At 57.5% G+C, this 11,650-nt stretch carries 12 protein-coding genes; 2 read left to right on the top strand and 10 right to left on the bottom strand.

Features of this window, described 5'->3' with window-relative positions; translation table 11 throughout:
- From glnS to RTK01_RS10635, 7 genes are all read right to left on the bottom strand, one after another.
- Positions 1 to 1,187 (bottom strand): glutamine--tRNA ligase (gene glnS, locus RTK01_RS10665; RefSeq protein ID WP_312280949.1); only part of this gene is annotated, 1,187 nt, incomplete at its 3' end.
- Positions 1,188 to 1,346: 159 nt separating this feature from the next.
- Positions 1,347 to 1,583 carry a DUF6514 family protein gene (locus tag RTK01_RS10660; RefSeq protein ID WP_312280951.1) on the bottom strand — a complete coding sequence of 79 codons (237 nt, stop codon included), beginning with the start codon at positions 1,581 to 1,583 and terminating at the stop codon, positions 1,347 to 1,349.
- Positions 1,584 to 1,826: 243 nt separating this feature from the next.
- A complete protein-coding gene (locus tag RTK01_RS10655) occupies positions 1,827 to 2,426 on the bottom strand; it encodes a DUF4093 domain-containing protein (protein WP_312280948.1) in 600 nt (199 codons plus the stop codon).
- A complete protein-coding gene (holA, locus tag RTK01_RS10650; RefSeq protein ID WP_312280947.1) occupies positions 2,423 to 3,478 on the bottom strand; it encodes a DNA polymerase III subunit delta in 1,056 nt (351 codons plus the stop codon). Before holA ends, RTK01_RS10655 begins: the two co-directional genes overlap by 4 nt.
- 11 nt (positions 3,479 to 3,489) lie before the next feature.
- A complete protein-coding gene (locus RTK01_RS10645) occupies positions 3,490 to 5,745 on the bottom strand; it encodes a DNA internalization-related competence protein ComEC/Rec2 (RefSeq protein ID WP_312280946.1) in 2,256 nt (751 codons plus the stop codon).
- Positions 5,742 to 5,963: a helix-turn-helix transcriptional regulator gene (locus RTK01_RS10640; RefSeq protein ID WP_312280945.1), complete on the bottom strand. Its 222-nt coding sequence runs from the start codon at positions 5,961 to 5,963 to the stop codon at positions 5,742 to 5,744. Before RTK01_RS10640 ends, RTK01_RS10645 begins: the two co-directional genes overlap by 4 nt.
- A gap of 33 nt (positions 5,964 to 5,996) precedes the next feature.
- Complete coding sequence (locus RTK01_RS10635; protein ID WP_312280944.1) at positions 5,997 to 7,085, bottom strand: DUF3048 domain-containing protein; 1,089 nt, start codon at positions 7,083 to 7,085, stop codon at positions 5,997 to 5,999.
- 154 nt (positions 7,086 to 7,239) lie between these two features.
- Between RTK01_RS10635 and RTK01_RS10630 the strand changes: the two genes are divergently transcribed.
- Positions 7,240 to 7,788 (top strand): DUF4364 family protein, encoded by a 549-nt coding sequence (locus tag RTK01_RS10630; RefSeq protein WP_312280943.1) that lies wholly within the window; start codon positions 7,240 to 7,242, stop codon positions 7,786 to 7,788.
- Positions 7,789 to 7,934: 146 nt separating this feature from the next.
- Here the strand turns inward: RTK01_RS10630 and RTK01_RS10625 are convergent, their stop codons facing one another.
- The 3 genes from RTK01_RS10625 to RTK01_RS10615 all read right to left on the bottom strand — a co-directional run bounded on the left by RTK01_RS10625 (position 7,935) and on the right by RTK01_RS10615 (position 11,007).
- Positions 7,935 to 9,050, bottom strand: a complete 1,116-nt coding sequence (locus RTK01_RS10625) for a DHHW family protein (protein WP_312280942.1) — start codon at positions 9,048 to 9,050, stop codon at positions 7,935 to 7,937.
- 11 nt (positions 9,051 to 9,061) lie between these two features.
- Entirely contained in the window at positions 9,062 to 10,456 is a 1,395-nt protein-coding gene (locus tag RTK01_RS10620; protein ID WP_312280941.1) for an MBOAT family O-acyltransferase, read from the bottom strand.
- A gap of 71 nt (positions 10,457 to 10,527) precedes the next feature.
- Positions 10,528 to 11,007, bottom strand: a complete 480-nt coding sequence (locus RTK01_RS10615; protein ID WP_312280940.1) for a DUF4358 domain-containing protein — start codon at positions 11,005 to 11,007, stop codon at positions 10,528 to 10,530.
- A gap of 290 nt (positions 11,008 to 11,297) precedes the next feature.
- Between RTK01_RS10615 and RTK01_RS10610 the strand changes: the two genes are divergently transcribed.
- On the top strand, positions 11,298 to 11,650 hold a 353-nt coding region (locus RTK01_RS10610), incomplete at its 3' end, for a beta-eliminating lyase-related protein (RefSeq protein WP_312280950.1).

Below are 11,650 nucleotides of genomic sequence, written 5' to 3'. Positions count from 1 at the left end.
ACCGTCCTTGAAAAAGGTACCTCCCGGGTCCCGGCCTCCGGGTCCACAGGGTTGTTCTCCACGGTAAGGGTTTCCTGCTTGTCTTCCGGATAGTTGGTAACGGTTAGCTTCAAGGGCCGCAGTACCGCCATGGTCCGTCGGGCAGTTTCATTCAAATCCTCCCGCAGACAGTGCTCCAAAAAGCCGTATTCCACCACGCTGGCGGCCTTTGCAACGCCAATGCGTTCGCAGAAGCTGCGGACGGACCGGGGCGTATACCCCCGGCGGCGCAAGCCGCATAAGGTAGGCATCCGTGGATCGTCCCATCCGGAAACCACGCCCTCCTCCACAAGGGTGCGCAGCTTTCGCTTGCTCATCACCGTGTGGTCGATCCCCAGCCGGGCAAACTCAATCTGCCGGGGCTTTGCGGGCAGGTCGCAGTGTTCCACCACCCAGTTGTACAGCGGGCGGTGGGCCTCAAACTCCAAAGAACACAGCGAGTGGGTAATCCCTTCCAGCGCATCCTGGATGGGGTGGGCAAAATCGTACATGGGATAGATGCACCATTTGTCCCCCTGCCGGTGGTGGCGCATGTGGTTGATGCGGTAAAGCGCCGGATCCCGCATATTGAAGTTGCCGCTGGCAAGGTCAATTTTGGCCCGCAGAGTCATGCGTCCGTTTTCAAACTCACCGCCGCGCATTCTTTCAAACAAGTCAAGACTTTCCTCGATAGGCCTGTCCCGCCAGGGACTGCGGGCGGGCACACCAATTTCGCCCCGATATTTTCTGAATTCCTCGGGGCTCAGTTCGCAGACATAGGCCAGGCCCTTTTTGATAAGGCCCTGCGCCTGACGGTAATCCTCTTCAAAATAGTCCGACCCATAGTAAAAGCGGTCGCCCCAGTCAAAGCCAAGCCAATGGATGTCCTCCTTGATGGCGTCCACATACTCCTCATCCTCTTTGGTGGGATTGGTGTCGTCCATCCGCAGGTTGCACAGGCCGCCGTATTTTTCCGCCATTCCAAAGTCAATGGTCAGCGCCTTACAGTGGCCGATATGCAGATATCCGTTGGGCTCGGGGGGAAAGCGGGTGTGAACCGTCATCCCGGCGTATTGTCCGCCGGGAGCGATGTCCTCCTCGATAAACGTCTGGATGAAATTGCGGCTCTCCGGCGTCTCCGACTCCGGAATTTTGCGTTCCTCTGCCATGTTGCGTTTCCTTCCTTCCTGTGGCGCTCTTTTGCTTTGATCCATAATCAGAAGTCTATTATACAAACTTCGCCCTGAAAAAGCAAGAGAAACGCTCGCCAAAGGAATCGGCAGAAGGCGGCGCCGATTTTGCCGCACCCGGACACACCCGCTCTCTCGTCAGCAAATCAGCCAATCCTCTGCCACATCCTTCAGCGCCACCGGCGTCACGGCGCAGCGAAGCAGCAGCTCCGCCAGCCGCCATACCCGGTCGCCAGACACCGCCAGTCCATGTACGCGGCTCCGTTCGTCGCCCCGAATAATTTCCACTCCATAGCCGCCTGAAAGCTTGTCCGTACTCTCCAACAGGTAATAAAACGTTTTTTCTCCCAGCACCTGAGTCTCTCCGATAAACACTCTGCGCAACCGCGATCCCTCCCATTTTTGACAAACTGCCAGTGAAAACCCAGCCCTGCTCCCAAATTATGCCGGATGGAAGTCGATACACCAGCCATTCTACCACACCTTTGTGTCGAATTTTGTCGAATTATGGAATATAGTTGTTTGAATGCGAAAAAAATCGAAATTAAAAAAATTGTTTTTTGTATATATTTCACAAATTTAGAATGTACAGCATTCCTTTTTTTCACTTTCCGATTTTTAAAGTCGTTGCTCTCCGCTCAAAAGGTTCAGCAGTTCCTCCCTGCTGTACAGCAGGTTCAGCGCCTCCAGCATGGCGGAGACGGACAGATGCTCCGGCAGTGCCAGACGCCGCAGCAGTATCCGGCGCTTCTCTCCGCTGTCCTGCCCTCCGGTAAGGCCCATCCCATAGAGGTCGGCTTTTGTCAGGGGCTTTCCCGCAAACGCGGGGGCGTTTTCTCCCTCAAAGGTGGCTCCCGCCCGCTCCAGCGCGTCCAAAAGCACCTCCGGGCGCATTCCCTCCACGCCCAGCTTCCCCTCTTTTCCGGCCTTGCGCTTGCGGCGCTCCTTGCCGTATAAATCCGGGATATACGCCTGCTTCACCCGATCCTTCGGCAAAGCGCCCTTGAGATAATTGCGGATGACAAAGCCCGCGCCGTCGCTGTCCGTCAGCACGATCAGCCCCCGCTCCTCTGCAAGACGGCGGAGGAGCGCAAGCTGCTCCTTGTCGTTGAACACGGCAAAGCCTCCCACTGGGAACACGGCGGCGTCCACCGTCTGACGAAGAGTGTTTTTGTCGTAGCGGCCTTCCACCACAATCACTTCCCGCACCTTTTTCATCGCTTCTGCGCCCCCAGACGCACCAGCAACAGCTTCAACTCTCCCGCGCTGTCCACGCCCTTTTCGCTCTTCATCCGCCTGTCCAGCACCTGACACTCCTTTACCGCCCTGGCGCACCAAGCCGCCGTGGTCTTTTTCGCGGCGGACAGCAGCAGTCGCACGGGATAGTCCGACTTGTAGCCCCACAGGCTCATCAGCCAGTATTTGTCCTTCCCGCTGTCTAAAGACAGTCTGGCAGTGTAAATTCGCCTAAGCTGCGCGCCCAGCATTCCAAGAATCAAAATCGGCTCGGTCTGCATTTTCAAAAGATCCCCCAGAATCCGGGCCGCCTCGTCGTAATTCCCCGCCAGCACCGCGTCAGACAGCTTAAATACCTCCGCCGACAGCACCGGGTCCGCCACCGCGTCGATGTCCTTCTCCGTGACTGTCTTTCCTCTTGCGTAAGCGCCGATTTTGGCAATCTCCGGAACAAGACCGGTCATCAGCGGACCGCAGAGGAAAATAAGATACTCCGCCGTCTGCCGGTCGATTTCCTTGCCCAGCGCCCGAAACCGCCGGGCAATCCATGCCGTTAAATCGCTGCTCTCCGCCTGACGGAACTCTACCGCCCGGGCGTGCTCCGCAAGCGCGGCGCACAGCTTTTTCATGGTTTTGTTGGGCTTATAATCCAAGGTGTCATAGGAAAAAACCACGCAGCAATAGGATGGAACGTCCTCCAAAAACGAAATCAGCCGTTCCCGCTGGTCTTCGCCCAGCTTGAAAATATCGAAATCGCTCACCTGAAGCAGCGTCCGCTCCGTCATCATGGGCATTGCCTCCGCCATTTCGGAAAGGGCCTGCACTGTCAGCTCTTTCCCCTCCAGCCGGTGGTAGTTGAACTCCTCAAAGCCCTGCGGAATCAGCTTTTTGCGCAGCTCCCCCAGATAGTATTCCCGGAGGTACGCCTCCTCTCCGTAGAAGATGTAAACGCTGCCCGCCGTTCCGGCGGACAAATCCTCCTTCAGCTTTTGAAACGCCTTGTTTTCTCTGGGCTTTGCCGTTTGATAAGCCATGTTCATCTCTCTCACTTTACAGAAATATGGATATTTCCCTGCCGGTCCGTCCGATAGACTGCCGCGCCCGCTTTTGCCAGACGGCGCAGGGCCTCGTCCGACGGGTGTCCGTAGTTGTTCCGCCCCGCGCTGACCACGCCGATTTCCGGGCTAAGCGCCGCCAGCAGTTCCTCTCCCGTGGAATATTTGGAGCCGTGGTGGCCCACAATCAGTGCCTCAATATCCGGCAGAGGGTAGGCGGCAAGAAGCTTTCCCTCCGTCCGGGCGTCCATGTCGCCGGTGATGAGCAAATCAAAATCCCCGGCGGTGCACAGCAGGGCAAGCCCGCTGTCGTTGTCGCTGCCGGCGCCCACTGGCGGATAAACCGTTAAAACGCTGTTTCCAATGGCCAGCGTCCGTTCCTCCGTCACCAGTTCCACCGCCGCGCCGTGACTTTCCGCCGTTTCTGTCACCCATTCGCGCAATCCCGCGTCGTCCCATTTGTCCGGCAACAACACCGTCTCTACTCGCAGGCGGTTCATCAGATCCGCCACGCCGGAAACATGGTCATAATCGTAATGGCTCAGCACCAGATAGTCAAGCCTTTGGCAGCCCATGCTGAGAAGTTGGTCGGCGGCGTCCCCGCCCGCGCCCTTCCAACTGGCTGAAGAACCGCAGTCCATCAGCGCGAACTGGCCCCCTGAGGCCATGGCGGTGCAACTTCCCTGCCCCACATCCACCGCCACAATGTCCAGCGTGCCCCATGTATAGAAAACCCTGCCCAGTTTCACCGTCACCGTCAGAGTCAGCGCCGCCAACACCGCCGCCACCGCGTATTTGCGGCGGGTCTTGGGCTTTCCCAGGTACGCCACGCCAAACAGGAGGTAGTAGTATACCAGCCAGTATTTCAAAAACGGGTTTGTGTAATACAGCGCGTGGTACGGAATTTTTGCCAGAACCTCCACCACCGCCAGCACATAAACAATCAGTCCCCTTGGAATCAGCGCCAGAAGCACGGCGGGCGCCATCCACGCAAACGACAACAGGACGGAAATCAGCCCCACCCCAAAAATCACGCTCACCGCCCACAAACACAGGAGATTGGAAAGGGGCGAAACCAGCACCAGAAAGTTGAAGTAATACGCCGACAGGGGCAGCGTGAACACCAGCGACCCCAAGGTGGCCGAAAAGCTGGCAGAGATGGTCCGAACCACCCGGCCCCGCTCCCTGTCGCCCAGCAAAAAATGGTTCAGCCTAGGCGTCATCCACAGCATGCCCGCCACCGCGCCAAAGGAGAGCTGAAGCCCGACGGACGCGGCAGCAAAGGGATTTTGGAGTAAAATCAGCAGCAGGGCAAAGCTCAGGGCCGTGGGCGAGTCCCCCTCCCGCCCACATGCTGGGGCAATCAGCAGCAGCGAAAGCATCACGCAGGAGCGCACCACCGAGGGGCGCGCCCCGGTGAGCAGCGCGTAGAATATCAGAATCGGAATGGCCACGCACGCGGCCGTCCGGCGGTGCTTCTTCCCAATCAGTGCCAGCGTCATCGCAGCCAGAAAAGAACAGTGCAAGCCGGACACCGCCATGATGTGGTAGATGCCCGCCTCGCTTAAATCCGTCCCCGCCGCTTCGCTCAGCAGCGTGGTGTCTCCGGTGAGGATGGCGGTCATAAAGCCCGCCGCTTCGCCGGGATACAGCTTTGCAATCTTCTCACGCATGGCCTGTCCCATCCGGGCGGGCCACCACCGGGGCGAGGCCGCGCTTCCGTCTCCATACGCCGCTTCTCCCCTGCCGTAAGCCAGAAGAAACACGCCCCGGGAGGTAAAGGTCGTCACTTCATCATCCTGTATCTTTGACGCACTTTTCAGCCGCAGGTCGTCCGTCACCGTTTGGCCTGGAACCAGCTCCAACAGCGACGCGTCCCCGTAATACACGGCCCGCACACTCCGCAGGCCCGGAATGTCAGGGCGCACAGTGACCTTTGCGCCGTAAGCCGTCGTCTGCGGATAGTCCGTCAAAACCATGGTCACAGCCGTCAGCTCCTGCTCCCCCAGCGCCTCCGCCGGAGCCTGCACCAAAAGTGCAAATGCCCAATTGTACCCCAATGCAAAGGACAGGGCCGTGCAGATCAGAACCGCCCGATACCGCGCCGGTTCCCTCAGCAAAAGCGCCAGAACACCCAAACCCAAGGCCGCAGCCGAACAAAGCAGCAGCAATCGTTCTGGCAGAAGAACCTGCCCAAGAAAAATTCCCGCGGCAAAGGAGGCCGCCCATGTTGCCAACTTCCTCATTTCTTTCCGGGGGGCGAGGGCCGGTCGGTCCTGCCCAGAAGATAGTCCGTACTGACGCGATACAGCTCCGCCAGCGCAATTGCCGCCCAAACGGGGATTTCCCGCTCTCCGCTCTCATAGCGGCGGTAGACGCTGCGGTGCATATTCAGGTACGCCGCTGCGGCGGCTTGGGTAAGGTCGCGGTCTTCTCTCAGCTCCCGGATACGCCTGAAATACATGGCCTCACCTCATCATGTGGATTATTCTGCGGGTTACGAAGCCTCCACGGCCCCGGTTTTCGGACTGATGATGCACACATAGCTGTTCCCCCGCTCCAGATTCAGCGGCGTTCCGCCCTGCGTGGTATAGACAAAGGGGCTGTTTCGATTGGCCCTGCTCCAATGGATGGAAATGGTCTTCCCTCCGCAAAAATACGCGCCGTCTCCCTCGCCGGTGGTCCTTACCTTCATCCGCCCATAGGAATCCCCGGAAATCACGGAGATATTTGTCTCCAGAACCAGCAGGTTTGTCACCGCCACCTGCTCCCCCGTGTCTTTGTCCACATACGGCGCGTCATACTGCCCTACAAGGTATTTGCGGCTTTGCGCGTCATACTCAAAGGTCCCGGTTTTGTAGACCGAGAACTTTACCCGGACATGCTCCGCCAGCTCGCCGTTGAGGGGCGTCGCGTCGTCCACAAACTTCTGTCCGTAGGTATAATTGGATTTGTGCTCCGTGGAAAAGCGGCCCTTGTCCAGATACGCAAGGATGTTTTCTCCGGAGGTAATCATGCTGTGCTCATAGCCCATGGTCTTTCTCCGTTCCTTGTCCCGCCAGAAAATCTCCGCGTCGGACCCGCCGTTGACTCCGTCCATGTTGTCCACGTTCCACGCAGACAGATCGGAATACGCCTCGGGGCTGCCCCCGGCGTGGACATACAGCGCGTCGTGACCCAAGGCCAGTTCGATGTAATAGGGGCGGCTGGAACGGACGCTGCCAAGCTCTCCCACCTGCGCCCCCTCCAGCGTCTGGTAAAGGGCCAGCATCCGGGTAATGCCGCCCTCGGCGGTAACCTCGTAAATAATGTCTGCCGAAGAGGGGCCCAACTGCGGCTGGGCCTCCTTGAGATTGTTCAGCATCACCGCCACAGGCCGCAGGGTTTCATACTCCGGTTCCATGGGAAGCCCCGTCAGAGGGTTTGTGCCGGAGGGGACATAGGGCGCCGGCTCTTCAAGCACCTCCGGCGCTTGGGCGGAGACGGCTGCGGACGACTCTGCCGGAGCGGGAGGTTCTTTTCCGCCGCAGGCGGAAAGGCTGATTACGGTCAGAGCCGCGCACAGGAGCGAAAAAAATCGTTTCAATAAACGTGCCGCCTTTCGTCAGCTTTTTCCTTATCATCCCACCACGGGGCCGCTCCGTCAAGTCATTTTGCGGGTTTGCTCTGTACAAATCGGTCTAAAGCAGCTATAATAGGTCGTAAGAAACAGCGCCTTAGCGGCGCAGGGAGGTGGCTCCATGGCCGGACACGGCTTTATTCACGATCATCTGGAGATTAAATTTCTGATTTTATACATCACCGCTCGAGTCATCGAGCCGGTGCCCTTCGATGCGGTGCTGGAACTGACACTATGCGACGACGCCATTGATTATTTTGACTTTTCCGACTGTCTTGCAGACCTTGTAAAGACAGAACACTTGACGCTTTCCGACGACGGTCTATACGCCATCACCGACAAGGGGCAGAGAAACAGCGAAATCTGCGAGTCCAACCTGCCCTATTCCGTCCGCCTGCGGTGCGACAGGAATCTGTCCGACTACAACCGCCGTCTGCGGCGTAAAAGTCAGGTACAGGCCTCCTCCGTGCAGCGGCCCAACGGAACCTGGACGGTGACTCTGTCCCTGTCCGACGATATGGGCAGCGTGATGGATATGGAGCTGATGATGGTGCGGGAAGACATGGCCAAGGCGGTTGAAAAACGCTTTCGCCAAAGCCCGGAGCGGCTGTACGGCCAGATTGTGGACTTACTTCTTTCCGATGGGCAGGATGAAAAAAGCGAGAAATAATTAAATAATCATAAAAGTGCTTGAGGAAGTTAATTTCTCAAGCACTTTCTTTTTTCCGCCTGTTGATAATTTTTTTCCAGAACGCGTACATTTTGAGGGGAAATAAACACGGGCAGGCGCGGTTATTCCGCGTCTGCCCTCTTTTATCAGCGGCTCAAAAATGCGAGATTCTTGTCCGTTACGAAATTCTGTACACTGTAACTCACAACGATGCCGTCCACCCCGTTTTCCCGGGCATACTCCGCCGGGGGCAGATGGTAATACCGGAGGTCCAGCAGGTGGACCTCCGCAAAGGTCTGAGACAGAAACGGGGCCATGGCGTCGGCATAGGAGTCCCGAATCAGCAGAATTTTGCGGTCCGTGGCGGCGTTTGGATTTTTGACGATGCACACCGGACGATTGCCCCCCAGAAACGAGGAATATTTATCCTTCTTCGCAAGATACGAGCGGTCATACAGCGGCAGGCTTTCCGTTTCCCTCTCCTGTGGGTCGGTCACTGTCACGCCCTCCTCCGGGACGTAATACTCCATGGTGTCCGGCGTCAGCCAGTGGACGCCGGAGGTGGAATACAAGGTTCCGTTAAAGTCGTGACTTACGGTTTCCGGTGTAAAGGAATCCAAGCTTACAGCCTCTTCACCCAAATCCTCACACAGGGCGACGTAACCGTAATACGCACCCAGACTGGTCCAGTGGTGGTCCGTGCGATAGTAGAGCTTCTCCCCAGCCTGGTCTTGAAGCGCGGAGAAATAATCCACCCCGGAAACGCCCGTTTCTTCCAGCGCCCTTTGGATAAACGCGCTCTGGTTTGGAACCGACGCACCGTCGGGCAGTCTGTTCCCCCAGATTTCCGACGCGGTGGGAATCAGCCCCAGATACACAGGGACCTCCGCCGCTTCCGCCAGCGCGGAAACATAGCCAAGATTTTTTTCCGCCTGTTCCCCCGGCTCGTCCCCCCGGTTAATCAAAGTATCCCCGCACAGGTATACGCCCCGAAACTCGGACTTTCCAAAAAGCTGCTCCGTCCGGGCCTTCAGGCCCGTCCAGCCGTCCCGCCTCGGAAACTGGTCTGCGATATAGTCCTCCGCGTCCGTCATAAATGTTCCGTCCGCAACGCTTGCTGCGGTGAGGTCCGGGCGCTTTGCCAGCGTCCGGTTCTCCGTCTCGGACCACGCCCGGTCCGGCAACGCCAGATGCAGCGCCCCAATGCCAACCAAAAATGCGCAGAAGAGGGCGGAGAGGAACATCCCGTATTTTTTCGTCATTCCCTCACCCCCTAAAAGCGGAAATACAAAAACGGATTATAGCTGTTGTCCACGAGATACGCCGTGCACACCGTCAGACCCGCCAGCATCAGCAAAGGCGCAGCAATTTGCCGTATCCGCTCCGGCAGCCGCGCCCACAGGCGCAGGCCCAGCGTGGTGGATGCAAGAGCCAGAATCACAAGGGTCAGGCCATAGCTTCTCAAAAGATACCCGTCTCCCGCGCTCCACAGTGTCCCGCCGCCGAAGCAAGTTTTCAGATACGCGGCGCACCGGCCCAAATCCTCAATGGCAAACAGGCCCCAGCCCACGGCGGCAATCATCAAAGTATAAATTCGCTGCACCGCTTCGGGCGCACGGCTGAGCGCGCCGCCCAGCACGTATTTCTCCAAAATCAGCCAAGCGGCAAAATACTCACCCCAGAGGAGGAAATTCCAGCTTGCACCGTGCCAGATGCCCGTCAGCGTCCACACAATCAGGATGTTTCTAAGGGTCTTCCACTCCCCGCCCCGGTTGCCGCCCAAGGGGATGTAGACATACTCCCGGAACCACCCGGTCAAAGACATGTGCCACCGCCGCCAGAACTCCGTGACGGATTTCGCAAGATACGGGTGGTCAAAATTCTCCGGAAAATTAAAGCCGAAAATATACCCAAGGCCAATGGCCATATCTGAATAGCCGGAAAAATCGAAATAAATTTGAAGAGAGAACGCCGCCAGCCCAAGCCAGCCCCCCGCCGCCGTCAGCGTCCCGGCGGACTGGGCCGCCAACTGCGTCTCCCACAGCGCGCCCACGGCATTTGCCAACAGCACCTTTTTCGCAAGGCCCACGGTAAACCGCAGCGCGCCCCGGGCAAACCCCTCCGCCGTGGTACGGCGGGCATTTAGCTCCAGCGCCACCTGCTTGTATTTCACGATGGGGCCCGCGATCAGTTGGGGGAACATGGTGACAAAGGTGCCAAACGCCACAACGTTTCTCTGCACCGGCGCGTCTTTACGATATACGTCAATGGTGTAACTCATGGTCTGGAACGTGTAGAAGGAGACGCCGATGGGCAGATGCACATTCAAATCCGGCAGGGCAAGGCCCGGAATCAGCGAGAGATTCGCGGCAATAAAATTATAGTACTTAAAAAAGCCCAAAATCAGCAGATTAAAAATTACGGACTGAGCCACAAACCATCGGGCTTTTTTGTCCTCGTTCCGGTATTTTTCCACCAGAAGCCCGTGAGTATAGTCGATGGCGGTAGACAAGAGCATAATGAGGACGTAAATTCCCTCTCCCCAGCCGTAAAACAGCAGGCTCACCGCCAACAGCACCAGATTCCGCCACTTCAATGGGACGGCAAAGTACAGCGCCAGCGAAACAGGGAGATAAAAGAACAAAAATACGGGACTGCTGAATACCAACGCGGCGCCTCCTTTCTATGGTGCAGGGAAAAAGCCGCGGCTTGGAAACCGCGGCCGGGCAGAGCCGCCGCTCAGGACGCGAACAGCGCGTTATAAGCTTCGGTCAGCTCCTTCTGGTTTTCCCCGGAGACGATGAGGGCGGCGTAGCTTCCGTTGACGGACACATGCGCGTTTTTCCACGTCTCAATAGTGCTGGGATACCACGCCCCGCCGTCCACCTGATCGTCCATCCGCTGCTGAAGGATGTCCTTGGCGGCCTGCGCGTCCTCCGGGGAATTGCACTCCATCAGCACCAGCTCCTCCGCCGTGGCGCTGATCATGACCGAGTGGGCAATAAACTGCTTTGTCTCAATGTCTTTAAGGCCCGGATAGTAGATGTCCAGCACGTCTTCAGGCGTCTCCATCATGTTCTCGTCGCTCCAGTCCAGCTTTTCGGACATGGAGTCGTAATAGGCGGTCAGGTCCGGGTGCTTGTCCCCGGTTTCGCCGCAGGCAGTCAGTCCCATCATCAGCACAAGCGCCGCCGAAATTAAAGATAACAGCTTTTTCATAGCAATGTAATGTTCCTTTCATTTTCCCGGTCGCAGCCGGAAGTCTCACTTTGTAAACGAATCAAATGGAAAAAATGTTCCCGTCATAATGCTGGATTTTCTTAGGCACACCCCTTATGGCGGATGGCGTTCGTCCTTGATTTTTTTGCTTTCCAGAGGTATGATAGCAGAAACGGCAGGCGATTTCAATGGATATTGCTGCAAAGGACGCATCTGCCCGTAATCACGAAAAACAGAACCCGACCAACCGCCTGCGCACCGATTTTTTAATCATAGGAAAGAGGAACTTTATGTACAGCTTCCGCAACGATTACAGCGAGGGCGCACACCCCGCAGTGCTGAAAGCCCTGACCGAGACAAACGAAGAACAAACCCGGGGCTACGGCCTGGACCCCCGCTGCACGTCGGCAGTGGAAACGATTCGCAGTTTGTGCGCCGCGCCGGAGGCTGATGTGCATTTCCTTGTGGGAGGCACGCAGGCAAATATGCTGGTGATTCACGCGCTGCTCCGCTCCTTCGAGGCAGTAATTGCGGCGGACAGCGGCCATGTCTCCACCCACGAGACGGGCGCGGTGGAGGTCACGGGGCATAAGGTCTGCACCGTCGCCTCCCCCGACGGGAAACTGACCCCGGCGCTTGTGCG

It is taken from the genome of Oscillibacter sp. (assembly GCF_031978065.1).
In the GTDB taxonomy this organism is placed as follows: domain Bacteria; phylum Bacillota; class Clostridia; order Oscillospirales; family Oscillospiraceae; genus Oscillibacter.
The sequence above is the reverse complement of the archived record's forward strand: the minus strand, read 5'-3'. Positions and strand labels throughout refer to the sequence as shown.

What these genes read in the sequence shown, in the direction of transcription:
- RTK01_RS10625 (WP_312280942.1), bottom strand. Translation starts at nt 9,050, where the DNA reads ATGACGAAAAAATACGGGATGTTCCTCTCCGCCCTCTTCTGCGCATTT.
- RTK01_RS10630 (WP_312280943.1), top strand. Translation starts at nt 7,240, where the DNA reads ATGGCCGGACACGGCTTTATTCACGATCATCTGGAGATTAAATTTCTG.
- RTK01_RS10640 (WP_312280945.1), bottom strand. Translation starts at nt 5,963, where the DNA reads ATGTATTTCAGGCGTATCCGGGAGCTGAGAGAAGACCGCGACCTTACC.
- RTK01_RS10645 (WP_312280946.1), bottom strand. Translation starts at nt 5,745, where the DNA reads ATGAGGAAGTTGGCAACATGGGCGGCCTCCTTTGCCGCGGGAATTTTT.
- RTK01_RS10655 (WP_312280948.1), bottom strand. Translation starts at nt 2,426, where the DNA reads ATGAAAAAGGTGCGGGAAGTGATTGTGGTGGAAGGCCGCTACGACAAA.
- holA (WP_312280947.1), bottom strand. Translation starts at nt 3,478, where the DNA reads ATGGCTTATCAAACGGCAAAGCCCAGAGAAAACAAGGCGTTTCAAAAG.
- RTK01_RS10615 (WP_312280940.1), bottom strand. Translation starts at nt 11,007, where the DNA reads ATGAAAAAGCTGTTATCTTTAATTTCGGCGGCGCTTGTGCTGATGATG.